The organism is Bacillus sp. CGMCC 1.60114, assembly GCF_042676365.1.
Classification (GTDB): Bacteria; Bacillota; Bacilli; order Bacillales; family Bacillaceae_G; genus Bacillus_A; species Bacillus_A rhizoplanae_A.
This window is the reverse complement of the sequence record NZ_JBHTHG010000119.1, coordinates 41,872-65,406: the sequence shown is the minus strand read 5'-3', so window position 1 is coordinate 65,406 and position 23,535 is coordinate 41,872. Positions and strand designations below refer to the sequence as shown.

The 23,535-nt window shown below is 35.7% G+C and carries 24 protein-coding genes; 9 read left to right on the top strand and 15 right to left on the bottom strand.

Annotated features, from left to right (window positions below; translation table 11 throughout):
* The first annotated feature begins 20 nt into the window (after positions 1 to 20).
* The gene (locus ACFQZ1_RS25840) at positions 21 to 1,151 is read left to right on the top strand and encodes an LCP family protein (protein WP_377885048.1); all 1,131 of its coding nucleotides are present in this window, start codon (positions 21 to 23) and stop codon (positions 1,149 to 1,151) included.
* 102 nt (positions 1,152 to 1,253) lie between these two features.
* Here the strand turns inward: ACFQZ1_RS25840 and ACFQZ1_RS25835 are convergent, their stop codons facing one another.
* From ACFQZ1_RS25835 to cdr, 10 genes are all read right to left on the bottom strand, one after another.
* Positions 1,254 to 2,705: an RNA-guided endonuclease InsQ/TnpB family protein gene (locus tag ACFQZ1_RS25835; RefSeq protein ID WP_377885047.1), complete on the bottom strand. Its 1,452-nt coding sequence runs from the start codon at positions 2,703 to 2,705 to the stop codon at positions 1,254 to 1,256.
* A 295-nt stretch (positions 2,706 to 3,000) separates the two neighbouring features.
* Positions 3,001 to 3,780, bottom strand: a complete 780-nt coding sequence (locus tag ACFQZ1_RS25830; protein ID WP_377885166.1) for a sulfite exporter TauE/SafE family protein — start codon at positions 3,778 to 3,780, stop codon at positions 3,001 to 3,003.
* Positions 3,781 to 3,893: 113 nt separating this feature from the next.
* Positions 3,894 to 4,373 carry a DsrE/DsrF/DrsH-like family protein gene (locus ACFQZ1_RS25825; protein ID WP_377885046.1) on the bottom strand — a complete coding sequence of 160 codons (480 nt, stop codon included), beginning with the start codon at positions 4,371 to 4,373 and terminating at the stop codon, positions 3,894 to 3,896.
* A 108-nt stretch (positions 4,374 to 4,481) separates the two neighbouring features.
* Complete coding sequence (locus ACFQZ1_RS25820) at positions 4,482 to 4,778, bottom strand: rhodanese-like domain-containing protein (protein WP_377885045.1); 297 nt, start codon at positions 4,776 to 4,778, stop codon at positions 4,482 to 4,484.
* A gap of 16 nt (positions 4,779 to 4,794) precedes the next feature.
* Positions 4,795 to 5,163 (bottom strand): rhodanese-like domain-containing protein, encoded by a 369-nt coding sequence (locus ACFQZ1_RS25815; RefSeq protein WP_377885044.1) that lies wholly within the window; start codon positions 5,161 to 5,163, stop codon positions 4,795 to 4,797.
* 463 nt (positions 5,164 to 5,626) lie between these two features.
* A complete protein-coding gene (locus tag ACFQZ1_RS25810) occupies positions 5,627 to 5,854 on the bottom strand; it encodes a sulfurtransferase TusA family protein (RefSeq protein WP_377885043.1) in 228 nt (75 codons plus the stop codon).
* Positions 5,855 to 5,923: 69 nt separating this feature from the next.
* Positions 5,924 to 7,054 carry an MBL fold metallo-hydrolase gene (locus tag ACFQZ1_RS25805; RefSeq protein ID WP_377885042.1) on the bottom strand — a complete coding sequence of 377 codons (1,131 nt, stop codon included), beginning with the start codon at positions 7,052 to 7,054 and terminating at the stop codon, positions 5,924 to 5,926.
* Positions 7,055 to 7,102: 48 nt separating this feature from the next.
* Positions 7,103 to 7,672, bottom strand: a complete 570-nt coding sequence (locus tag ACFQZ1_RS25800) for a sulfurtransferase TusA family protein (RefSeq protein WP_377885041.1) — start codon at positions 7,670 to 7,672, stop codon at positions 7,103 to 7,105.
* An 87-nt stretch (positions 7,673 to 7,759) separates the two neighbouring features.
* Entirely contained in the window at positions 7,760 to 8,023 is a 264-nt protein-coding gene (locus tag ACFQZ1_RS25795) for a metal-sensitive transcriptional regulator (RefSeq protein ID WP_035432943.1), read from the bottom strand.
* 170 nt (positions 8,024 to 8,193) lie between these two features.
* On the bottom strand, positions 8,194 to 9,858 hold the full coding sequence (cdr, locus tag ACFQZ1_RS25790) for a CoA-disulfide reductase (RefSeq protein ID WP_377885040.1): 1,665 nt from the start codon (positions 9,856 to 9,858) through the stop codon (positions 8,194 to 8,196).
* A 250-nt stretch (positions 9,859 to 10,108) separates the two neighbouring features.
* On the opposite strand from cdr, the gene ACFQZ1_RS25785 reads away from it, so the two are divergent.
* From ACFQZ1_RS25785 to ACFQZ1_RS25760, 6 genes are all read left to right on the top strand, one after another.
* Positions 10,109 to 12,325, top strand: a complete 2,217-nt coding sequence (locus tag ACFQZ1_RS25785) for an MMPL family transporter (RefSeq protein WP_377885165.1) — start codon at positions 10,109 to 10,111, stop codon at positions 12,323 to 12,325.
* 212 nt (positions 12,326 to 12,537) lie between these two features.
* On the top strand, positions 12,538 to 13,611 hold the full coding sequence (locus tag ACFQZ1_RS25780; protein ID WP_377885039.1) for an ABC transporter permease: 1,074 nt from the start codon (positions 12,538 to 12,540) through the stop codon (positions 13,609 to 13,611).
* Positions 13,611 to 14,324, top strand: coding sequence for an ABC transporter ATP-binding protein (locus ACFQZ1_RS25775; RefSeq protein WP_377885038.1), 714 nt, complete (start codon positions 13,611 to 13,613; stop codon positions 14,322 to 14,324). The genes ACFQZ1_RS25780 and ACFQZ1_RS25775 overlap by 1 nt, the downstream gene beginning before the upstream one ends.
* A 226-nt stretch (positions 14,325 to 14,550) precedes the next feature.
* The gene (locus tag ACFQZ1_RS25770; RefSeq protein WP_377885164.1) at positions 14,551 to 14,919 is read left to right on the top strand and encodes an HsmA family protein; all 369 of its coding nucleotides are present in this window, start codon (positions 14,551 to 14,553) and stop codon (positions 14,917 to 14,919) included.
* 73 nt (positions 14,920 to 14,992) lie between these two features.
* Positions 14,993 to 15,391 carry a DUF2871 domain-containing protein gene (locus tag ACFQZ1_RS25765; RefSeq protein WP_377885037.1) on the top strand — a complete coding sequence of 133 codons (399 nt, stop codon included), beginning with the start codon at positions 14,993 to 14,995 and terminating at the stop codon, positions 15,389 to 15,391.
* 42 nt (positions 15,392 to 15,433) lie between these two features.
* A complete protein-coding gene (locus ACFQZ1_RS25760; RefSeq protein WP_377885036.1) occupies positions 15,434 to 15,916 on the top strand; it encodes a CcdC family protein in 483 nt (160 codons plus the stop codon).
* Between the two features lie 314 nt (positions 15,917 to 16,230).
* Here the strand turns inward: ACFQZ1_RS25760 and ACFQZ1_RS25755 are convergent, their stop codons facing one another.
* Complete coding sequence (locus ACFQZ1_RS25755) at positions 16,231 to 16,965, bottom strand: MerR family transcriptional regulator (RefSeq protein ID WP_377885035.1); 735 nt, start codon at positions 16,963 to 16,965, stop codon at positions 16,231 to 16,233.
* Between the two features lie 473 nt (positions 16,966 to 17,438).
* Here ACFQZ1_RS25755 and ACFQZ1_RS25750 point away from each other — a divergent pair, with 473 nt between their 5' ends.
* Positions 17,439 to 18,641: a macrolide family glycosyltransferase gene (locus ACFQZ1_RS25750; RefSeq protein WP_377885034.1), complete on the top strand. Its 1,203-nt coding sequence runs from the start codon at positions 17,439 to 17,441 to the stop codon at positions 18,639 to 18,641.
* A gap of 54 nt (positions 18,642 to 18,695) precedes the next feature.
* Here ACFQZ1_RS25750 and ACFQZ1_RS25745 read toward each other — a convergent pair whose 3' ends face one another.
* Positions 18,696 to 20,111 carry a SpoVR family protein gene (locus ACFQZ1_RS25745; RefSeq protein WP_377885033.1) on the bottom strand — a complete coding sequence of 472 codons (1,416 nt, stop codon included), beginning with the start codon at positions 20,109 to 20,111 and terminating at the stop codon, positions 18,696 to 18,698.
* Positions 20,112 to 20,270: 159 nt separating this feature from the next.
* On the opposite strand from ACFQZ1_RS25745, the gene ACFQZ1_RS25740 reads away from it, so the two are divergent.
* A complete protein-coding gene (locus ACFQZ1_RS25740) occupies positions 20,271 to 20,612 on the top strand; it encodes a DUF952 domain-containing protein (RefSeq protein ID WP_377885032.1) in 342 nt (113 codons plus the stop codon).
* Positions 20,613 to 20,653: 41 nt separating this feature from the next.
* On the opposite strand, the gene ACFQZ1_RS25735 is transcribed toward ACFQZ1_RS25740, so the two are convergent.
* From ACFQZ1_RS25735 to ACFQZ1_RS25725, 3 genes are all read right to left on the bottom strand, one after another.
* Positions 20,654 to 21,214 (bottom strand): nitroreductase family protein, encoded by a 561-nt coding sequence (locus ACFQZ1_RS25735; protein WP_377885031.1) that lies wholly within the window; start codon positions 21,212 to 21,214, stop codon positions 20,654 to 20,656.
* 172 nt (positions 21,215 to 21,386) lie between these two features.
* Positions 21,387 to 22,793, bottom strand: coding sequence for a sensor histidine kinase (locus ACFQZ1_RS25730; RefSeq protein ID WP_377885030.1), 1,407 nt, complete (start codon positions 22,791 to 22,793; stop codon positions 21,387 to 21,389).
* A complete protein-coding gene (locus ACFQZ1_RS25725; RefSeq protein ID WP_377885163.1) occupies positions 22,780 to 23,466 on the bottom strand; it encodes a winged helix-turn-helix domain-containing protein in 687 nt (228 codons plus the stop codon). The genes ACFQZ1_RS25730 and ACFQZ1_RS25725 overlap by 14 nt, the downstream gene beginning before the upstream one ends.
* Positions 23,467 to 23,535 lie beyond the last annotated feature (69 nt).

The window sequence follows — 23,535 nt, the reverse complement described above, 5'->3', positions numbered from 1 at the left end:
TTGATGAAGGAGTATACAAAATGGACACACAACCAAATTTACGTGAACATAAGCATAAAAAAAAGTATAAAAATCTAAAAATTGTTGCATTTGTTCTTGTATTCTTTTTAATTATCGGGGGAGGTTACACTTGGTTTTTAGTGAATAAGGCATCTTCTGCTGTTCGAAATGCCTCTCATGATTTAGCGCGTGGTGATAAATCTGCATTACGTGAACAAGCTGTCAAACCCATTTCTAATAACGTATCTGTTTTAATTATGGGTATTGATGAAAATCAAGGACGCGAAAAAGAGTACTCTGGCTCATTTCATACAGATGCGCTGCTACTCGCAACTTTTAATAAAGATAGCAAAACAGTAAAACTAGTAAGTATTCCACGTGATACATACTCGTATCTTCCAATAGAAAAGAAAAAAGATAAAATTGCACATGCATATGCATTTGGTTCTGTGAAAAATGGAAAAGATGGTGGCCCTCAAGCTACTATTGATGCAGTAGAAAAACTATTTAATGTTCCTGTCGATTATTTTGTAAAGTTTAACTTTAAATCTTTCATTAAAGTTGTCGATGATTTAGGGGGAATCGACATAGATGTACCCGTTACATTTACAGAACAAGATAGTAATGATACAGCTGGTGCCATACATCTCGAGAAAGGATACCAGCATCTAAATGGAGAACAAGCTCTTGCCTTAGCAAGAACGCGCAAAATTGATAGCGATGCTATGCGCGGTCAACGTCAACAGCTTGTTATTGAAGCTACTGTAAAAAAACTAGCGAGTGCTGGTTCCATAACAAAAGTAGGAAAAATCATTGATGATATTAATGGGGATTTTAAAACAAACTTCTCATTTGATGACATGTTATCATTCTACAAATATGGTATAGGTTCTTCAATTACAAAAGAACAACTAGCCGGCGAAGACTGCTATATGGCAGAGGATAAAATCTGTAAACCTACTTATGCTCCAAAACATACGTATTACTACATGCCTGATCAAAAAAGTATAAAAGACATAACAAAACAGCTCCGTGATCACCTTGGACTTCCTGCTGATACAAAGCCTGTAGTACAAGAAGAAACGGAAGATGATCAACAATCATCATCCAAGAGTAAAACAAAAACAACCAAATCAACCGATAACAATTAATGCGATAGATAGGTCCTATGAAAATAGGGCTTATTTTTTATGAAAACTCCCGCCACTTATCTCCTTCGGATCTTGGAAGTGGGGGTTTCTCGTATATCACCTTCAAAAGATGCTTAACACGAGTGGAGTTGACACAGCTGCCTGATGGCACAACCCCTCTATTCCATCGACAAACGCCTTTGGAACTGCTTTTTTTAAGATATTATAGGAACCATTCACATCTGCGTTCATTAGTTTGTTCTCTTTCGTACGATACAAGCCACGTTTGATCCGTTTTCCACTGAATACAGGGATGTCTTTCTCACCGTAAGTGGGGATATCATCATTGTCTAGAAAGGAGGCCTTGCTTGTATATGATTCTTCCACGACTTGTACAGTAATACCCTGTCGATGCGCCTTATATGTGATCATTTCAATGAGTAGATTATGCGGGATATGGCAAAAGGATTGATTTTGTCGTTTTCCCATATCACTGTTTTGTTTCCATGATGTATTTTTCCCAATCACAATCATAGAGATTTCCTGTTGAATCGCCATCTGAACAATGTGGTAACTGATTTTGTGAAAGAAATCTTTGATTTTGAGAAACCGTTTTTCATGAAGCCTCTCTAAACGCTTTGATTTGTGTGATCCTTCTTTTAGTTCTTTTCCATGACGAAGAATCCCCAGTAAATAAGCCTTTTGCTTGTTGTAGTATTGATTAATGCTTTTGATGACATTGCCCTTTACTAACACAGGTATGGTTCCTGTATTCGTTGTGATGGTTGCAATGTTATTGATCCCTAAGTCAATACTCATATAGCGATTATTATCGACATGCTCAGGTGCTGTCTCAGATTGTTCTGTCACAATTTCAACTTTAAACTTCCCGTAAGCAGGAGAAACGCGTACCTCTTTTAGATTTTCGATATGCCCAAACAATTTACCGATATTTAACTTTATACTTGTTTTTGGAAAACGAATGTATTTATCTTGGAGTTTACACACTTGATTTGTGAATACAATTTCTTTTATAGATGATTTAATGTATTTTGGAATGCGAGGTCTGCCAGTAAAAGTAGAAGGACGTTTCTTGTATGCCTTGATGGAAGCAAAGAATGATTTCCAGTTTTGATAGAGTTTTTTCATGACCGCTTGATTCGTTTGTGCTGGTAAGTTCATATAATCTTGTTGTTTCATTGTTTTAAACAAACAATCCAGAAAGTTATAGGATAGAAACGATTTCTCTTTTGTCGGTAATGTAAACAAGTTACATTTTATGTCTTTCTGTTCTTTAATAGGTTTTTCTTTCTGTTTTTGTACACGTTTTTGATACGCACGAAGTTGATTTTCATTCATGACTTCAATATGCGCTTGTAATGTATGAAGAACTTCTTGTTGAAGTGGCTGTAATGGTTTCTCCGTACATAAGGCCGTATACACTTGGCGAATGTAGAAGTTTGTTATATTGTAGAGGTTTTTTGCGTTTTGACACATTTCTAGGAAGTAAGAGTATAACTTATGACCTTTTTTGATCCAAATTTGATAGGTTGCATATTCTTTTTCCTTTGTCATCATGTTCACCTTCTTCTTTCCTTCATAATACTACAAAATAGCCAAAAAGAACATACATTCGCCATGCCACAAAAATATTTTTACTAATGCGATGGCAATTCGTCTCCACCTTAAACTGGGCTATGCCCTATACGTTTTGAAAATGGAGTTTTCTTGCCAATTTTTCGATAAACAAAAAAAGCCGCTAGTCTCTTAACGGCTCTTCCCCGTACTTCTCATTCACCATCTTGCAATTTTATCCCGCATTAACATGCAGTAGGACTCCCGCCTCAAGATTCAGAGAAAAACGAAGAAATTACAACAGCATATCCATCCAAATTTTAACCGATGTTGCAACAATTAATATCGCTAATATCCACTGTAATACTTTTTGATTCAGTTTTTTACCGACACTCGCTCCGATAGGCGATGCAAGTAAACTTGCAATGGCAATGATAATCGACGGAAATACAACCATTTGTCCCGTAGAAATTTTTCCAACCATAATACCTATAGACGAAATAAAAGTAATCGCCAATGAAGTCGCGATTGTCATACGTGTAGGCAATTTGAGGATGACAAGCATAATAGGTACTAAAAGAAAAGCTCCTCCTGCTCCAACAACCCCTGAAGCAGAACCTACAATAAAAGCTAAAATACTAGCTAACCATTTATTATACGTGAGTTCCTCTACAGATAAATCGTCACGATTCTTTTTCGGCGCAAACATCATAATGGCTGCAATTGTAGCTAAAATCGCATACACAACATTTACTTGATTCTCATCTAATACTTTTGAACCGAGACTCCCTATAAAACTTCCTACTAAAATGCTCGTTCCCATATATAACACTAATGTCTTATTTATATAACCACTTTTACGATACGCCCATACACCTGCAAAAGTCGCAAAAAGCACTTGTACAGCTGTAATTCCACTTACTTCATGTGCCGTATACCCAGCAAATCCTAATAACGCTGGAATATACAAAATCATGGGATAGTTAATAATGGCACCGCCAATACCGACCATTCCTGAAATAAATGAACCAATAAAACCAATGATAAAGAGCACAATGATAAAGCCAAGGCTCATGTGCATTCTTCCCCCCCTTTTGAAAAGAAGGTATCCTATTCATAGAATACCCTAATCAATTTCTTTATTTCGATACGTACAACTACCCATTAGGGATTTAAAAGGGGTTGAATTTAAATAAACAAGTTCACATTTCCTTCAGACGCATCCGCTAAATATGCTGCTACTCCTGCAAATTCGACATCTTCCATAATTTCTTCTTCTTTTAGTCCTAATAAATCCACTGTCATTTGACAAGCGACTAGCTTTATTCCTTGTTCTTTCGCCATCTCAATTAAATCTGGCAGTGGCATTGCATTATGTTTTTTCATGACATGCTTAATCATTTTCGGTCCCATGCCTGCAAAATTCATTTTCGATAACCCCATCTTATCTGCAGCACGGGGCATCATCTTTCCAAACATTTTCTCTAAGAAATTTTTCTTTACTTTTATCGGCTCATCTTTACGAAGCGCATTCAATCCCCAAAATGTATGGAAAATGGTTACTTCTTGATCATACGCCGCTGCACCATTTGCGATAATATACGCTGCCATCGCTTTATCGTAATCTCCGCTAAATAACACAATTGTTGTTTTTTTCTTTTGTTCCATATTGACTCCTCCTATTATTACTTATACCCGTATAGGTAATTAAAAAATCCGTACAAAGTCCTTTCACAACTGAAAGGACTTTCTATCTTCTGTTCATCTATTTCATAACTACTCTGTTTTCCCTTCCCAAGCCAACATACCACCATTCATATTGATAACTTGGAAACCATGACTTTCTAAAAATTGAACTGCTCGCGAGCTTCTGCCACCAGAGCGACATACAATCACGTACTCTTTATTTTTATCTAACTCATGCATACGAAACTCTAATAAGCCAAGGGGAATATGAAGCACTCCTGGAATTTTCCCTTCAGCAACTTCTTCTACCTCACGCACATCAATCATGTTTACCGTTTCATTACTCATAAGTTTATGTTCTAATTTTTTCGCAGTAATTTCTCTCATTTTTCATACATCCTCCTTAGCTCCAAGCGTTCATACCGCCTGAAACATTTACAATGTGTTTGAATCCCAGTTTCTTTAATAATTTTGTTGCTTGTTTACTTCTCATTCCACTCTGGCAAATTACAATTACTTCTTTGTTTTTATCTAAGCTATTTGCTTTTTGTACTAGTTCATTTAATGGAATGTTACGAAAACCTTGAATGTGACTACCTCTAAATTCCCCTGGTGTACGAACATCAATCAATTGTTTATTTTTATTCTTCATCTCGCTTTTTAGTTCTTTTCCGCTTATATTCTTTACTCCCTTAACTGGTAAAAAACGAGAAACAATAAACCAAGAAATAAGTGTAATAAAAACGATGTTCAATACTGCATTCGTACTCATACAACATACCCTCCAATCCTTTGTCGTTCACTTTATCTACACGTACATCTTGTTAAACTATAACTTTGTATATGAAAGCCTTTCTTTCTCAAAAAACGTATACTCAAATTTCGATCTAACCTATTATTGACAATAAGATGAATCGGTCTATCTGGAATCTCATGATAATATCTTGCCAAATATGCATACGGTATTTGAATAGACCCGAGAATGCTTTCCTGATTACTTTCATTGTAGTCACGTGAATCTAAAACAACTCCATTACCACGTTTTATAGCTTTAAAGTTTGAAATGCATGGAACACCAAAAATGGGGAAATAGCGTCTAAAAAGTATACGGACAAAAACAATTGTTAATACACTACCTATATAAAACATGTTTATCATTATCCCCCCATTTTTAAATTCATTTCGCTCCATGCATTTTTCAAAAATACATTTAAATCCGTAATAAGTCTTTTTTCTTATGCTTTTTTAATCCAGAACTTTAAAACTCCCTCTTCTTCAACATGTTGTAATACTTCGTGTCCACCTACTTGTGCCCATGCTGGAATATCTTTTATAGCACCTTTATCTGTTAAATGAACTTCGAGAATCTCTCCAGACTGCAAAGCATCCACTGCTTTTTTTGTTCTTACGATTGGCATTGGACATGCTAAACCTTTTGCATCTAATACTTGTTTTACATTCATTTTATATACCTCCAGTAGTATGTTTCATTTTAAATTTGTTTCCTAATAGAAGATAACTAGAATCTCATGTTACTCATGAACCGCACAGCGATTTGGTCCTATTTCCATTTCACGTTGTTCTTCTTCATTTGGATTGATTTTCCCCATATTCGTTTGACGAATTTCTTGATATGCATTCGGCTGTGGTGGTAAGTTTTCTGTGACTGTTTTACGAAACTCTGCCTCATCCTCAATATTTAATCCTGCATTCTGTACAAATAACTCTTTCAATTTTGCGCTAACTATGCCTTGTTCATCCAGTTCACCCACTTTAGAATAATGAGCTGGTAAAACAATTAATTCTTGAGATAATTCTTTGTAACGTTTATATAAAGTAGTACGTAAATCACTTACCCAGTCTTCTGCCTTACCCGCAAGATCTGGGCGACCGATGGAATCTACAAATAAAATATCACCTGATAGAAGATAAGAATCATCTACGATAAATGACGTACTTCCAATTGTATGACCTGGTGAATAAATTGCTTGAATGTCAATTTTTGTTGTTCCAACTGTAATGACAGTTCCTTCTACAAGCGGCTCATAAGAAAATACGACCTCTTCTGCATCTTTTGGTGGTAACCAATACGTACCGTTTACCTTCTCAGCTAACTTACGACCGCCAGAAATATGATCGGCATGTAAATGTGTATCTAAAACATTCGTAATCACAACACCTTGTTCTTTCGCAAAACTTTCATAAGCTTCGATTGTGCGTACAGAATCAATCACTGCCGCTTCACCATTCGAAACAACCATATACGATAAACAACCTTTTCCGACGCGGTTAAATTGATAAATGCTACCGCCATCTTTTAAATTACCTACTTTAATTGGTTTAACATACTCACTCCAAGCTTTCATACCACCAACTAAATAATAGACATTCTCTATGCCAGCTTCTACGAGTTGTTCAGCAACAAACATAGAAGATCCTTCTTTCGCACATACAACAAGAATATCTTGATTTTTTGGCAATTCAGCCAAAATACCGTCTACACCTTCTAATAAATCAAAGTATGGCTTATTAATAGACGCTACTTGCTTTCCTTCGATTTTCCAATCCGCATAATCAGCTTCATTACGAACATCTAAAATAAACAGTTCTTCAAACAACACCTTCTCAGCAACATCTTTCGCTTGTAATCCTACAACACCCATTACCTTACCCCCTATGGTATATTTTCATTTAAAAAAATAAAAAACTCTTTATTCTTGCTCCAAAGTCCCTTGCCACTGCGACATACCAGGGACTACATTTTTCACATTCAAGAAACCTTGTTTTTCTAATAACTGACATGCTAAATCACTACGGTTACCTGTGCGGCAAATGACATAAATCGATTTTGTTTTATTAAGCTCACTCCACCTTTCTTCTAAATCACCTAACGCAATTAATACAGCTGATGGAATGTGACCAAAAGCAAATTCAGCTGGTTCCCGTACATCCAACACAATGCATTCTTCTTGAGATGCTAATTTATTTTGTAGTTCTTCATTTGTCATTGTATGAGGATATTTAACATCTTCCTTCATTTCCTCTTGACGTGCTTTTCGTAAATAATGCTTCAAAACACCGTTCTCGTCTTTCGTACCGAGATATTGATGTCCTACATTTTTCGCCCAAGCTTGAATATCAGCTATTGAGCCTTTATCTGTCGCTTCCACTCCAATGACTTGCCCTGCTTCTAGTGTGTCCATTGCTTTCTTCGTCCGAACAATTGGCATCGGGCATGCTAAACCTTTGCAATCCAAAGTAGTATTCACTTTTATACTCATGTTTCCTTCCTCCTGAAACTATTATTATACACATACCTGTATGGGTATATTAAAATTATTTTTAAAATCTGTCAATAAATTGACAGATTATCTACTTTTTACAAGTAGTTGTACAGCCTCTTTGATTACATCTTCATTAGATGTATCACCTTTTTCAAACTGCTCGCGAAGGCATTTTTCTAAATTCGTTCCGACAATTAATCCAATCGTACGATCCATCGCAGAACGTGATGCAGTCAATTGTGTGATCACTTCTTTACAATCTTTTCCTTCTTCCATCATGCGAAGTACACCGCGAATTTGTCCTTCAATTCGCTTCAAACGATTTTTCATATCTTGACCATATTCCAATGTATAAGCACCTCCATACTTTCATTTGTTTTATGTTAAAAGTAAAGTGTTTATTTAACCTTATACACGTATATTATACCCTAGAGGGTATTTTGTAAACCCCTCTTTTTTTATTTTTTTGTGATAACGCCCTCTTAAATTTGCAAGGACGTTATCATTTATCATAAATACTAGCGCTCAACACGACTTGGCAAAGCAGTCGCATACAATTTAAAACCACCGTCTACATTCTTTGCTGCATACCCATTTTCCATTAAAATACGTGCTGCTACGTAACCTCTCATGCCAAGTTGACATGTAATATAAATTTCTTGATTTGTTGGAATTTCATGCAGTCGATCACGCAATTCATCCAATGGAATATTCACAGATCCTTTTATAATTCCTTGTTTTAATTCATGCGGTTCCCGCACATCAATTAAATACCCGCCTTTTTCAACGATGCCATCAATTTCATGCCATTGCACTGTATCAACAAGTCCCTCAATCATATTGCTTGCTGCATACCCCACCATGTTTACAGGATCTTTAGCAGAAGAATACGGCGGAGCGTATGCTAATTCTAAATCAGGTAAATCCATAACCTTCAATTTTGCTTTCATTGCCGTTGCAATGACATCGATTCGTTTATCTACACCACCCTGGCCTACAGCTTGTGCTCCATAAATTTCTCCCGTTTCTTTGTTAAAGATGAGCTTTAGTAAGATCGGATAGGCATTTGGATAATACCCCGCATGAGAGTTTGCTTGTACATGAACTACCTCATAGGGTATCTCTAAGCGTTGTAATACTTTTTCATTTACTCCTGTTGAAGCCACTGTCATTTCAAATACTTTAGCAATGGATGTACCCATTGTTCCTTTATATATAGACTCTGCATGGCCATGAACAATATCCGCTAATAGACGCCCTTGACGATTTGCCGGCGATGCAAGTGGAATCATTGTTTCCGTTTCCGTAACAAAATCTTTTACTTCAATCGCATCTCCAATCGCATAGATAGACGGATCAGAAGTTTGCAGCGTTTCATTTACTTTAATTGTACCTCGAACTCCTAATTCCAATCCTGCATCTTTGGCTAAACTGCTTTCAGGTTGGACACCGATAGAAAGAATAATCATATCCGTATGAATTTTTGTACCGCTTTTCAAACGAATAATTTTCCCATCTTCTTCAAAAGCATCTACCCCATCTTCTAAAATGAGCTGAACGCCATGCTTTGTCATATGTTCATGCACGTATGCTGCCATTTCGTAATCAATTGGCGGCATTACTTGATTGTTCATTTCAACAAGTGTTACATCAACACCTCTTTCTCTCAAGTTTTCAGCCATCTCAACGCCGATAAAGCCCCCGCCAATTACAGTTGCATGACGTGGTTTATTTTCATCGATATATCCTTTCATACGATCTGTATCAGGTACATTTCGTAATGTAAATAACGCTTTCGCTGCTTCAATGCCTGGAATTGGTGGAACCATCGGCTTAGAACCAGGTGAAAGAATTAAAACATCATAAGATTCTTCGTAAGTTTCATTTGTGACTACATTTTTCACAACAATTGTTTTTTCTTCTTTATTAATTTTTATTACTTCGCTTAAAATGCGAATATCTAAATTAAAACGCTTTGACATTTTTTCAACTGTTTGTACTAACAATTTTTGTCTTTCTTGAATGACTCCGCCGATATAATAAGGCAGTCCACAGTTTGCAAACGAAATATACTCTCCGCGCTCAAACATAATAATCTCATCATCTTCACTTAAACGACGAAGACGCGCTGCCACTGATGCTCCGCCAGCAACCCCGCCAACTACAAGAATTTTTTTACTCATCCTTCTTTTCCTCCTTACATATATGGTTCAATCATTCTTACTCCCTAATTACTTATACCCCTATAGGTATATAATAAACATAAAAAAACATTTAAGCAACATTTCAAGCTCAATATTTCCATTTGTTCACAAAATAGAAACAAAGTGAAGAACTAATTATCGACATAATTTTTGTAATATTCCGTTCATATTCCGTTCATATTTCTATTCTAAAATTTTCCTGAAATTAAAAAAGGAGGTTACATATGTGATGAATCGTCCTTTATCCAAACTTGCTCGTTTTATAAGTAGTCCAAAAGGTGCCAAAATAGTTTTAATCGGCTGGATTCTTGCTATTGGCGTTTTAAGTTTCATCGCACCATCAGCCAAAAAATACGCAACAAGCAGTGGCGAAGGAAGCATACATGAAGATACGCCATCTGCTGTAGCGCAAAAGATATTAGACGAACAATTTCTATCCAAAGATGGTGCCGTCGCCCTCTTTGTTTTTCATGGAAAAAACGCCATCACTGAGGCCGAGCGCGCAAAAATTTCAGAAATTAGCAAGTGGCTTTCTTCAGATGATAAACCAAAAAATGTCGCAAGTTCCTTACCATTTCATAAGCTTCCAAAAGCCACACAAGATAAAATGTTCTCCAAAGATAACACGACTATTCTTTTAAATGTTGCCCTGACAAAAGGTTTAGAATCAGATCAAATTTATGAGACATTAGATCAAATTCGAAACCATGTAAAACAAATGGATATCGGTGACTTAAAGCTTGAGATTACAGGTCCAGCTGGAATTGCAGCGGATACGATTACGCTGTTCAAAAATGCTGACTTCGTATTAATGTTTGCAACAATCGGATTAATTCTCATTATATTAATCATCATTTATCGCTCCCCATTGCTCGCTGTCATTCCATTAATCATTGCCGGTATCGTATATGAAGTAGTCGATCGCATTTTAGGATTAGCAGGCCAAAATGGATGGTTCGTCGTTGAAAAACAAGCTCTTTCCATTATGATGATTCTGCTCTTTGCTGTTTTGACAGATTATTGTTTATTCATCTTAGCTCGTTATAAAGAAGAGCTAAAAAAGACGAGTTCGAAGTACGATGCGATGCAAGCTGCATTAACGCAAGTAATGGAACCTATTTTATTCAGCGGCGGAACAGTGCTGGTTGCGATGCTTACATTGTTCTTTGCTGTTTTTAATGCATATCATAACTTTGCCCCAGTATTTTCAGTTGCCATGGTGTTCATTCTTCTTGGAGGCATCACACTCATTCCCGCTCTATTTGCACTAGTAGGTCGAAAAGCATTTTGGCCTTTCATTCCAAAAGTAGCCGAAAAAGAAGAAAAGTTAAGCGGCTTCTGGACAAATGTAGGCACTTTTGTAAAGAAAAAGCCTTCCATCACAGCAAGTATACTGTTAATTATGCTCATTCTTGCTTCACTGAACGTTGGATCTATGAAATATTCATTTAATTTAATGAAGTCATTTCCAAATGACATTTCATCGCGGCAAGGTTTTGAAATTTTAGAGGAAAACTTTCCACCAGGACAATTAGCACCTGTGACTGTCATTTTAAAATCAGACAAAGAAATTGTACTGGATCAATCCTTTCTTGATAAATTAGCTTCATTATCAAACGCAATGAAAAAACTAGATGGGATAAACACCGTCACACCGGAAATCACTTCCGCATTAGCGGCACCCAATGCGAATTTGCCAAAAAATTTCTTATCAGAAGAAAAGCATGCCATCAGACTACAATTGACTTTGCAAGACAACCCATACGATAAAGCAGCTTTAAATACAATAAGTACGCTCCAGGGCAATAGTAAGGACTTGTTAACAAAAAGCGGCTTCGATTCAGAGCAATATTCATTGCATTATAGCGGGCAAACAGCACAGCAATTAGATGTGCAATCTTTAAATCAAAAAGATACGATCGTGACGTTCTCGCTCATTTCCCTTTTCATTCTCATTATGCTGACATATCAATCACGATCTATCATTATCGCGTTCACTATGATGATAACAATGTTACTTTCTTATTCAGCAACGCTAGGACTAGGTTGGATGATCTTTCATTATATTTTAGGTTACGACTCGATTAGCTATCGTCTACCTGTCTACACCTTTGTTTTTCTCATTGCATTAGGGGTGGACTATAATATTATGCTCGTATCCCGAATCAAAGAAGAGGCGCAAAAGTATGAATGGAAAGAAGCTGTGGCACGCGGGGTTGCCTTAACAGGAGGCGTCATTTCATCAGCTGGTATTATACTCGCAGCTACATTCGGCGTACTCATTACGCAACCACTTCAGGAACTCTTTCTGTTCGGTTTGACAATGACAATGGGAATTTTAATTGATACGTTCCTTGTTCGTGGTATGCTGCTCCCTTCGATTCTAATTTTTTTCAAACCAAACCGTTCTAAGCAAATTTCTTCAATTCCAACAGATTTGAAATAACCTAATGGTTCATCGTTTTAACCATCAGTGGCGGAGCAATAACAGTTAAGAGTGAATTAGGAAAAGGCACTACCTTCTCTATTTACCTTCCGAAATAATAAGAAGAGTCTATATAACCTATAGACTCTTCTTTTGTAATCTTTTGTTCATATTCCGTTCATATTTCCTCTTTATGATAAGAGCATAGAACGAAACAAGGAGGAATGGACGTAATGTTTTTAGCACTTAAAGAATTAAAACAATCAAAATTACGATACGGATTAATCGGTACAATTATGATACTTTTATCATTTCTTGTACTTATCATATCAGGTTTAGCAAATGGGTTATCTCATGATAATGCCTCTTCCATTATCGAAATGAAAGCAGACAAGTTTGTAGTATCAAGTGATGCCGAGGGTAAATTATTACGCTCTCAAATTAAGAAAGACGACGTAGATAAAGTATTAGCACAAGTTGATGAAAAAGATGCGGTTCCAATGCATCTTAAAATGACGTCATTTGAAAAAGAAGGAAGTTCAAAGAAAGTTGACGCTGCTATTTTTGCAAGTAAACAAGATTCATTCATTGCCCCAAAAGTGATTGAAGGGAAAAACAGCGCTTTAGCAGACGATGAAATCGTTGCTGATGAATCCATCAAAGAAAAAGGTATAAAGCTTGGAGATAAGCTAGTAGATCCTATTTCTAAGAAAACTTTCAAAGTTGTCGGTTTTACAGAAAATCAAATGTTTAGCCATACACCAGTTGTTCATATGAATGAAAATGTATGGAGCGCTATTTCACTGCCAAATGAAAAAGATTACAGTATCATCGCTCTAAATACTGATAAAAAAATCGATAATACAGATAATGTAAAAATTGTTGATAAAAAAGAAGTACTTCAAGGTATTCCAGGTTATAAAGAAGAACAAGGAACGTTAACGATGATTATTGCGTTTTTACTTGTAATTTCAGCATTATTAATCGGTGTTTTCTTCTATGTTATTACATTACAAAAAACACACCAATTAGGCGTATTAAAAGCAATCGGAACAAAAAACTCATATTTAGCAGGTAATTTAGTTGTACAATCTATCTTCTTATCTGGTGTTGCTCTTGTAATCGGCATTGGCTTAATCCTTGCAGTGGAAACTGTTTTACCAGCCGGCATGCCATTCTTATTAACAACAACAACAATCGCGCAATATTCAGGTATCTTTATCTTAATTAGTATATTCGGTACACTAATTTCTCTATATCAAGTATTGAAAGTAGATGCACTAGAAGCAATCGGAGGTGGAATGTAATGGTAACAGAAGTGAAATGGGATAACCCAGCGTCATTATTAAAGCTTGAACAAGTAAGTAAAGTATATGGCGAAGGAGATACAGAAGTAACTGCCCTGCATCCAATTACATTAGATGTAAAAGAAGGCGAATTTATCGGTATTGTTGGTCCATCAGGTTCAGGAAAAAGTACATTGCTTTCCATTGCGGGTGCACTTCTCTCCCCTTCAAAAGGAAACATTTATATTTCTGATCAAAACGTAACGAATTTATCTGAAAAAGAGATGACAAGTATTCGTTTAGAAAAAATTGGATTCATATTCCAATTCGCAAATCTTGTACCTTTCTTATCGGTTAAAGAACAACTTTTATATATCGCTAAGTTAAAGGGAGAAAATAAAAAAGAAGCTGACAAGTTTGCAACTGAATTACTGAAAACATTTGGATTATCACATCGAATGAATCATTATCCAAATCAACTTTCAGGCGGTGAAAAACAACGTGTAGCCATTGCTCGTGCTTTTATGAATAATCCAGATTTAATTTTAGCCGATGAACCTACTGCTAGTCTTGATTCAAAACGTGCTAGAGAAGTAGTTGAATTAATGAAGCAGGAAGTTAAGAAAAAGAAAAAAGCAGCCATTATGATTACACACGATGAAAAAATGCTTGATGTATGTGATCGAATTTTAACACTTCGAGATGGAAAATTACTAAAAAACAACGAAATTTAAAAGCAAATGTTAAATTAGAGAAACTTTCTTATCCCCTTATTTGACTAGGGAATAAGAAAGTTTTCTTTCATTTAAAATACACCTTCACTTTTTATTTACATCATAATACAATTCTAATATAATGATTAAGCAAATTTTTATGTAATATTGCGTTCATATTCTATTCATAATTCTCATGTAACATGCTTTATATAAAGCAAATGATTCTTAGGAAGGAATGATGAACGTGTTAGCATCTGCTATTACATGTATTACAGCTGCACTCATTTTTTATACAATCGGAGTATGGAGTGAAAAATTTCAAAAAACATTAAAACCTTGGCATGTCATTATTTTTTGGCTTGGATTAGTATGTGATACGCTCGGAACCACATTAATGGAGAAAATGGCTTCAGCAGGATCTCTCCTCAGCTTTCACGGAATAACAGGCTTATCAGCAATTTTACTTATGCTATTCCATGCTGTTTGGGCAACGGTTGTGTTAATAAGAAAAGATAGAAAAATGATGACAACATTCCACACACTAAGCGTTATCGTATGGTTCATTTGGTTAATCCCATATATTTCTGGCCTCATATACGGAATGACAAGGTAGCTTTCAAACACGGCTTTTAACATGGCTTTATTCCCAAAAATAAACATTGCCAATACTACCTTAGGAGGTTATTATGAAAAAGTTATATAATGCATCTTTTATCTATTTAATTATCGGTTTATTTTCCGGTGTATTTGCAAGAGAATATGCAAAAGCGCAGGGAATTCAAGGCACTACTCTGCTGAACCTTTTGCACACACATATATTAGTTCTTGGCTTTTTGTTCTTTTTAATTGCCTTTGCATTATCAAAATCATTTGCATTCCATGAAGCAAAAAGTTTTAACGCATGGTTCATCGTTTATAATATAGCATTGATTTCAACAGTTTCTTCAATGGCAGCCCGTGGATTTCTACAAATAAATGGAACTGATTTTAAGGGGTTAAGCCATATAGCAGGAACGTCTCATACTCTCATTGGCATTGCACTAGTTTGGTTTATGATTCTATTAAAAAAATCATTCAAAGGATAAGCCGTAAATTATAATATTTCCGCTAAATAGGAGGAAAAACATATGAACTTAGCTGTTATAATGAGTATTGTTGCTCTTTGCATGGCTATTGGAATGATGATCATTCGCTTAAAATCAGCAAAGAAACCTGTATCATTAAAAAAAATTATACTCCCACCGATTTTTATGAGTACCGGAGCATGTATGTACATCTTACCGGAATTCCGATTAACAACATCAGAAATTTGGGAAGCAGTTATCGTTGGTTTATTTTTCTCTATTTTTCTTATTAAAACATCAAAATTTGAAATACGCGGACAAGACATCTATTTAATACCTTCTAAAGCATTTATAGTTATTTTAGTCGGTTTACTTGCTGTCCGCATCGGTATGAAAGAATACTTAAGTCAATCAATTGATTTAGGACAATTAAGCGGTATGTTCTTCTTACTTGCTTTTGCGATGATTGTATCTTGGAGAATTGGAATGTATCGTTCATTTATGAAATTGCAAAAGGAAATGGATTTTGTAAGTAAGAGTGCTTAATTAAAAAAGCGCATCTCTAAATAACGTGAGTCTGGTATTGTACCGGGCTCACGTTATTTATTTTCTATAGTGTTCGGCTTCCCTAGCGACCTTTACACACACTTCCGATGTAAAAAACCAAGAGTACTACTACTTACGAGCTGTAGTATTGCTCTTTAAAGTTGCTTAAATATTGATAAATACAATAGTAAATGCCCCCAAATAAAGTTTTTCAAGTCTAAGAGATTATTCAATACTCCCGTTCGATTGGGCAAAAAGAAAAAGTCGTAGTTATACAAATGCTTACGACTTTTTCTGTGATAATAAAGATGAATTTAACTGTGTGACACAGCATCCTTGATGTAGTCAGAAAGCTGTTTATCAATCTTATCTATTCCTAATTTCTCTCCCACTTCAGGATTTTCTTTATAATAACGTTCAGCTGCTTTGGAGATTTCAGGATCCTTAAAAGTCAACCTATTGAGGAGCTCACTCCATTGTTTTGCTAATTGTGCTACGTCTAGGTTTTCGGGTGGTGTTCCTTTCTCATATTCCATTCGTATCTTTGCAGTTATTTCAGCCCATTCACTTACACATTGTTTTCTTTCCTCTAGTCCCATTTGTTTGAACATCTTATCTTGTTGCTCTTGGGTAAAATAGTTTTCTTTACTCATATTAATCACCTCAATTAAATTTATAAATTGTTCTGCGCTCACTTCTCGTTGACTGTTAAGCAACTCATATATTCTTTCCAACCGACTGCACAATTGGTCTTGTATCCGAATGAACTCTTTTACACTTTCTAGCTGTACTTTTATAACTTCGGCCGGATTTAAATTTGGATCTTCTATCATTTCTTTAATCTGACCTAAACCAAAACCTAATTGTTTAAGTGACATAATTTGTTGCAGTTTGGCAATATCTGTTTCAGTGTAAATCCTATGTCCCTTATCAGATGATTCCGAGGGAGAAAACAATCCCATCTTGTCATAATGATGGAGCATCCGTACCGTAAGTCCAGTTTGTTTAGCTAATTCTCCAACTTTCCAAGTTTTTTTATTCAGAATCAACCCCTCATTTCGTACGAAGTAATTTCACCGGTAAAATTACTATACAACCTGACATCGTGTTAGGTTCAAGTCTCTTTTTAAAACTTTTTTGTTGTTTATATTCATAACAGTTTTCATGAAAAAGATGCCTTCCTATTGAAGAGTCACATCCAAATTTAGGATTATTGGCGACTGAAAAAAACATTACTTTATTAGTTTTTAAATAACAAGAACAACCGAAAACTATGGACTTAGATTAGCAGTTGTTAAAAGAATAATCGATTTGCACTTCGTGGATCGTATAGAAAAGAAAGAAACAACGTTTAAAGTAAAAAAATGAAGTTATTAGTTATGAAAAATTTATTTTTTAACATACGTTAGGTCACATAGAGGACACACAACTATCGTATTCTGATACTTGTAATTGAGTTGAGCAATGATGTAGGACAGTGATCCGTACTATTACAGAACATTTTACCTAAGGAGTGATTATAATGGCACGTGTTTTATTTATTAATGGTGGATCAGAAGGACATATCAATCCAACAATTGGTGTTGTACAAGAGCTTATTGCACGCGGAGAAGAGGTAGTGTACTTCACAATAGAAGCTTTTCGGGAGCGTATCGAGAAAACGGGAGCTACTGTACGAACATTTGATGACCAAAAATTTATACAAGCCTTTATCTCAGGTGGAAGAAATTATTTATCCGAAAGAATCAACGGTCTTTTACATACGGCGGATATCGTTATACCTAGCGTTCTTGAACAGATTCAGGGAGAACATTTTGATTATATCATTCACGATTCTATGTTTGGCTGTGGACGTTTACTTTCTCAAATTCTAAAGCTCCCTGCAATTAATTCGTGTACATCTTTTGCTCAGACTGAAATGTCATTTAAAAAAATGTTAGAACATCTTTCGCAAAATATCCCAACGGAAATTGCTAAAAGGATAAATAATGATTTTCAAAACCTAACAACAAAAATGAAAGAAAAATATGGTGTTGAAATCACTTCTCCTTATGAAGTTTTTTGTAACCCTGCACCAATTACAATCGTTTATACAACTAGAGAATTTCAACCTTTTGGAGAAACATTTGACGAAACATACAAATTTGTAGGTCCATCCATCTCTTCACGATTAACGCAAGAAAACTTCGACCTTACTACAATCAAGGAAAAAAGCCCAATTTATATTTCACTGGGTACTGTCTTTAATCAAGCAATTGATTTCTATAAGCTTTGTTTTAAGGCATTTGAGAACACTGATCATACCGTTGTCATGTCTATTGGGAAAAAAGTTCAAATATCTGATTTAGGGGATATTCCTAAAAACTTCATTGTAAAAAATTATGTTCCACAAACCGAAGTACTAAAACACTCTAAATTATTTATCACACATGGTGGAATGAACAGTACCCATGAAGGTCTCTATTACGAGATTCCGCTAATTGTAATCCCACAAAGCGCGGATCAGCCTTTTGTTGCTCAAAGAGTTGCTAATATCGGAGCAGGTATCAATTTAAGCATGCACAGTCTGAGCGCTGACCAACTCCGTGAAACTGCGGACCAAGTATTACACAATCCTTCTTTCCTAAAGGCTGTTGGCAACATTAGTGAATCCTTTCAAAAATCGGGCGGGTATCACCAAGCTGTTGATGAGATTTTTGAATTTAAAAGTAAATATGATATATAAATACTTTTCTCCTACACTGCCAACAAAAAAAAGCCGCTGGTTCTCCAGCGGCTCTCACACATACTTCCGATGCACCATCTTCCCATCATAAGAAAATACAACACTTTTATTTTCCACAATTGACTCCATATGCACTGTTCTTCCCCATAATTGATGAATGTACGGCAATACTTTCTCTAAATATTTCAGGTCCAGTTCAATTCCTTCATAACAATGCTTAATGTACAATTCTCCGTTCTTTAGATGGTCTCCATCTTCAACAACTAAATACGGAAATCCACCATTTGTCCTCATATTCACTAACTGATCCCGAACATTTTCCCAATCTTTATCGACGACTTTATAATCCTTCCCTTGCCGCTGGAATAAGTACATATCTTCCCGCATAACAAGTTCTTTGTTTAAGTAATTTCGGAGGAACGATACGTCCCATTCAATTTCGCGTACTTCAAAGATTTTCTCTCTTCCTGAGTTTGGTTTTGCGCCTCGGCGTATCATTTCTTCTGTCGGATTATCGTAACGCTCTTCAATATCTTCGAAAATTTTGATGCCGAGATAGTACGGGTTAATACTTGTTTTTGATGGCTGTACAACCCCCGCGTTTAGTTTTGCAAATTCTATTGCTTCATCTGAGCTTAAGTCCATTTCACGAAGGATGCGTTGATGCCAATACGACGCCCAGCCCTCGTTCATGATTTTCGTTTCAAGTTGTGGCCAGAAATACAGCATTTCCTCACGCATCATCGTTAAAATATCACGCTGCCACTCTTCTAATTCGCGGCTATATTCTTCAATAAAAAGAAGTAAATCTTTTTCTGGTTGCGGAGGAATTTTTCTTTTCTTCCGTACATTAGGTAATTCTCGTTTCTTATTTCGATTCTCTAAATTCCATAAATCATCGTACGGCGTGGCAGCCCTCTTTATTTCTTCCTCTTCTTGATCATCCGCACTCCATGCAAGCTTCGGCCTCATAAGTGAAGGATCAATGTGCTCTTGAATAGCTAGCACAGCATCTAAAAAAGTTTCTACTTCTTTTTTTCCGTATTTATGTTCATAATTTTTAACTCGCTCTGCAGTTGCCGCCATACTTTCAACCATATCGCGTTTCGTATTAGAGAAACGAATATTGTTTTTAAAGAAATCACAATGTGCCAATACGTGAGCGACAATAAGTTTATTTTGAATCAATGAATTTGTATCGAGCAAAAAGGCATAACATGGATCGGAGTTAATAACGAGCTCATATATTTTACTGAGTCCTAAATCATAGTGAAGTTTCATCTTATAAAATTGCTTCCCAAAGCTCCAATGTGAAAAACGCGTTGGCATACCATATGCACCAAATGTATAAATAATATCAGCTGGACAAATTTCATAGCGCATCGGATAAAAATCTAATCCAAACCCTGTCGCAATTTCCGTAATTTCTGCAATTGCATATTGTAATGCTTTGTCCTCACTACTTCTCATCTCTGTTCCCTCCTTACACGTTCCCTTATGAAAGTGTATGAGGAAAAACAAGCTTTCATGAAGATTAAAGAAATTACATCCATTTATTTTGCTTACAATTACCTTGCAAAACATGTAAAATTCCCTTTAGAGAACATTCATGACAAAGGGGACAATCTTATGAATACAATTATCAAAGTTATGACACTGCAAGCATGGGAAAATGCAAAAGAAAAAGGAGTAATTACCGAACCTTCCTTACAGGATGAGGGATTCATTCACTGCTCATTTCTCAATCAATCATTACAAGTTGCTCATAAACATTTTGCAGCAGAATCGTCTATTGTATTTTTAACAATTGATTCAGAACGTGTACAAGCAGAAATTAAGTACGAATTAGCTGCAAACGGGGAACATTATCCACATATTTTTGGTGTTATACATACGAGTGCGATCACAAGCGTTCATACGTTAACTCAACATAAAGATGGAACTTTTACACTTCCAGCAGAACTTATATAACAAAGAAGGATGCTTACAATTTAATAAGCATCCTTCTTTCATTACCCTTCAATAATCTCTAACTTCTCCGTAATTAGTGTACGCTCTTTGCCTTCTGGAGCTTTATCAAAATACCCAACATGTAAAATACCAACAATTCGTTGTCCTTTCGTTAAACCAATTGCCTTCATGAAAGCAGGGTTGTAAATAAGCCCGCCAGTTTTCCAAACAACACCTAATTGACGTTCCCAAGCTAGGAGCTGGAAGTTTTGCATAAATGCACATACAGCGGCATAATCTTCATCACGCTGCGCTTGGCGTGGATCTTCATCCATATAAACAACAATTTGAGCTGGCGTACTCATAAAACGTTCCGTTAACATTTTTCCGCGTTTTTCTCTTTCTTCTGGTGAAAAAGAGTTTAAAACAGCGTCTACAAATTTTTTACGGCCATCTCCCATAAATAATTTACATTTCCATGGCTCGCGATGCTGATGATTCGGTGCCCATGTTGCATGATTTAATAGTTCGATTAATAATTCCTTTTCTACTGATTTATTTGTAAAGGTACGAATAGACCTTCTTTCTTTAATAACATTTGCAATGGAAGTATAAGTTGTCATATATTCCTCTCCCTCATAACTTTATATCTATATGTATATGCTAATTGTTGATAAAGATTATCAATATCAATTATAGTATAGTTTCCTCATATAAATCAATATTTAATATAAAAAAACAAATGCCCCAATTTCAGTAAAATAAAAAAATCGCCCTACTTAGTAAGACGATTTTTCATCGTGGAAAACATATGATAAACGTTGTTCCTTTACCTTGTTCACTCTTTACTTCAATCGTTCCATTATGCAACTTCACAAGTTCTTTTACAATCGATAATCCTAGGCCAAATTCACCATAACTATTTGTCCTAGATGTATCAGCTTTATAAAAGCGTGACCATATTGCAGATACTTCTTCTCGGTCCATCCCAATACCCGTATCTTCAATTTCAATAATGGTCATTTGCCTTTCTTCTTTTCCTCGTAACATAATTGTTCCATTCTCGGTAAATTGTAGACTATTTTTTGTGATGTTCAGCAAAATTTGCAGCAGCCGGTCATAGTCAGCATAAACAAATAAACTAGCAGGAACATGAATCCGAATTGTATTCCCCTTCTCCTTTGCTTGCAGTTCCAATTGTTCACTAATTACTTCAAAGACTTCCTTTACTTCAATCTCTTCTTTTTGAAGTGTGATTTCATTAGAAAGAATCTTTTCGTAGTCTAATGTTTCATTAACAAGGCGAATGAGTCGTTTCGTTTCTTGTTCCATCATCTCAAAGCAGCGCTGCTTTTTCTCCTCCGGAATGAGGTCATTTTTCATTCCTTCTACTAAACCATTAATTGTCGTCAGCGGTGTTTTTAATTCATGTGAAACGTCAGCAATAAATTGCCGCTTTCGCTTTTCTAAACGATTGATTTCTGTCTGTGCTTTATGAAGCTGCTGTGCCATATTGTTAAAATCATCTCCGAGCAAGCCAATTTCATCATATTGGCCAATAGGAATATGCACATCATACTGACCTTTTGCAATCATTGCGGTTGCGTGGCGAAGACGCTGCACCCGCCTTACTAAAGAGCGTGAGAAAAAAATACTGACCACTAGCACAATTAAAAATGTAACACCTGCTGCAATTAATAAATAACGATTTAATTCCTTAATAATTTCAAGTGTGCTGTGAATGGGAGCTGTTAACATCACACCACCTTGCAGTTCACCATCTCTCACATATGGAATCGCAACAATTGATACAGGTTGTTCAAATTTTTTCACGTCTCGTTTTATTTTCAATGTTTCACCATGTTGAATCTTCTTCCATTCTGCCTCACTTAACAATGGTTTTTTCTTTACCCGAACTGGTGATTGTATAATTTCTCCCTTTTCATTAAAGATAAAAAACTTCGTGTCACACGCATGCAATAGACTAGAGAAATGTTTCAATTTCACAACATGAACATTCATTTCCTTTTTCTCAAGCTCATCAATAATTTTAGTCCCATAAGAAGTCAGCTCTTCTACCTTTGTCTCGTAAGCAAGATTTTTAGCTAAACTTAAAAACATGACACTTAATAAAATAAATGCAACAAGTAAAATAAAAATGTAACTAAACAATAGCTTATAAAAATACTTAATCCTTTTCACAGCCAGCTACCACTTCATCAAATTTATAACCAACGCCCCAAACCGTATGAATCCACATATGTGAGTCAGTGCTAATTTTTTTACGAAGCCGTTTAATATGTACATCCACCGTTCGTTCATCCCCGTAAAATTGATATCCCCAAATGCGTTCTAAGAGCTGTTCCCTTCGAAATACTTGGCGTGGGTGCTTCGTGAAAAAAACGAGCAACTCAAACTCTTTTGGCGTTAAATTTTCCACTTTTTCACCGTCTAAAAATACTTCTCTTGTTTCTTCATTAATATGAAAATGATTGATTTCGTTTTTTACCTGTTTTTTTGATAAACGGCGTACAACCGCCTTCATCCTTGCGATTAACGTAAGCGGACTAAACGGCTTCGTTACATAATCATCTGCCCCGATTTCTAATCCTAGCACTTGATCGGCTTCACTATCTTTTGCTGTTAACATGATAATAGGAACATCACTGCTTTCTCGTATTTTTTGACATAGTTTTATACCATCCATGCCTGGAATCATCCAATCTACAATAAGCAAATCCCAATCTTTCTTTTGAAACAATGAATATGCTTCTAAACCATCTGCGACAAATGTTGCTTGAAAGTCTTCTTTCATAAAAAACATTTCAAGCATTGAACACACGCTCTCATTATCCTCTACAATTAATACATGCATCGCAGCATCTTCTCCATTCATTGAGATCTTTTTCTCCATTTTAAAACTCTTATCTTATGGAAACAACTT

Excerpts from the sequence above, each read along its gene's own strand:
- ACFQZ1_RS25835 (WP_377885047.1), bottom strand. The coding sequence starts at position 2,705 with ATGACAAAGGAAAAAGAATATGCAACCTATCAAATTTGGATCAAAAAA.
- ACFQZ1_RS25820 (WP_377885045.1), bottom strand. The coding sequence starts at position 4,778 with ATGAGAGAAATTACTGCGAAAAAATTAGAACATAAACTTATGAGTAAT.
- ACFQZ1_RS25785 (WP_377885165.1), top strand. The coding sequence starts at position 10,109 with ATGAATCGTCCTTTATCCAAACTTGCTCGTTTTATAAGTAGTCCAAAA.
- ACFQZ1_RS25825 (WP_377885046.1), bottom strand. The coding sequence starts at position 4,373 with ATGGAACAAAAGAAAAAAACAACAATTGTGTTATTTAGCGGAGATTAC.
- ACFQZ1_RS25840 (WP_377885048.1), top strand. The coding sequence starts at position 21 with ATGGACACACAACCAAATTTACGTGAACATAAGCATAAAAAAAAGTAT.
- ACFQZ1_RS25760 (WP_377885036.1), top strand. The coding sequence starts at position 15,434 with ATGAACTTAGCTGTTATAATGAGTATTGTTGCTCTTTGCATGGCTATT.
- ACFQZ1_RS25725 (WP_377885163.1), bottom strand. The coding sequence starts at position 23,466 with ATGCATGTATTAATTGTAGAGGATAATGAGAGCGTGTGTTCAATGCTT.
- ACFQZ1_RS25800 (WP_377885041.1), bottom strand. The coding sequence starts at position 7,672 with ATGAGTATAAAAGTGAATACTACTTTGGATTGCAAAGGTTTAGCATGC.
- ACFQZ1_RS25750 (WP_377885034.1), top strand. The coding sequence starts at position 17,439 with ATGGCACGTGTTTTATTTATTAATGGTGGATCAGAAGGACATATCAAT.
- ACFQZ1_RS25765 (WP_377885037.1), top strand. The coding sequence starts at position 14,993 with ATGAAAAAGTTATATAATGCATCTTTTATCTATTTAATTATCGGTTTA.
- ACFQZ1_RS25740 (WP_377885032.1), top strand. The coding sequence starts at position 20,271 with ATGAATACAATTATCAAAGTTATGACACTGCAAGCATGGGAAAATGCA.
- ACFQZ1_RS25815 (WP_377885044.1), bottom strand. The coding sequence starts at position 5,163 with ATGAGTACGAATGCAGTATTGAACATCGTTTTTATTACACTTATTTCT.
- ACFQZ1_RS25830 (WP_377885166.1), bottom strand. The coding sequence starts at position 3,780 with ATGAGCCTTGGCTTTATCATTGTGCTCTTTATCATTGGTTTTATTGGT.
- ACFQZ1_RS25745 (WP_377885033.1), bottom strand. The coding sequence starts at position 20,111 with ATGAGAAGTAGTGAGGACAAAGCATTACAATATGCAATTGCAGAAATT.
- ACFQZ1_RS25805 (WP_377885042.1), bottom strand. The coding sequence starts at position 7,054 with ATGGGTGTTGTAGGATTACAAGCGAAAGATGTTGCTGAGAAGGTGTTG.
- ACFQZ1_RS25780 (WP_377885039.1), top strand. The coding sequence starts at position 12,538 with ATGTTTTTAGCACTTAAAGAATTAAAACAATCAAAATTACGATACGGA.
- ACFQZ1_RS25810 (WP_377885043.1), bottom strand. The coding sequence starts at position 5,854 with ATGAATGTAAAACAAGTATTAGATGCAAAAGGTTTAGCATGTCCAATG.
- ACFQZ1_RS25735 (WP_377885031.1), bottom strand. The coding sequence starts at position 21,214 with ATGACAACTTATACTTCCATTGCAAATGTTATTAAAGAAAGAAGGTCT.
- ACFQZ1_RS25775 (WP_377885038.1), top strand. The coding sequence starts at position 13,611 with ATGGTAACAGAAGTGAAATGGGATAACCCAGCGTCATTATTAAAGCTT.
- cdr (WP_377885040.1), bottom strand. The coding sequence starts at position 9,858 with ATGAGTAAAAAAATTCTTGTAGTTGGCGGGGTTGCTGGCGGAGCATCA.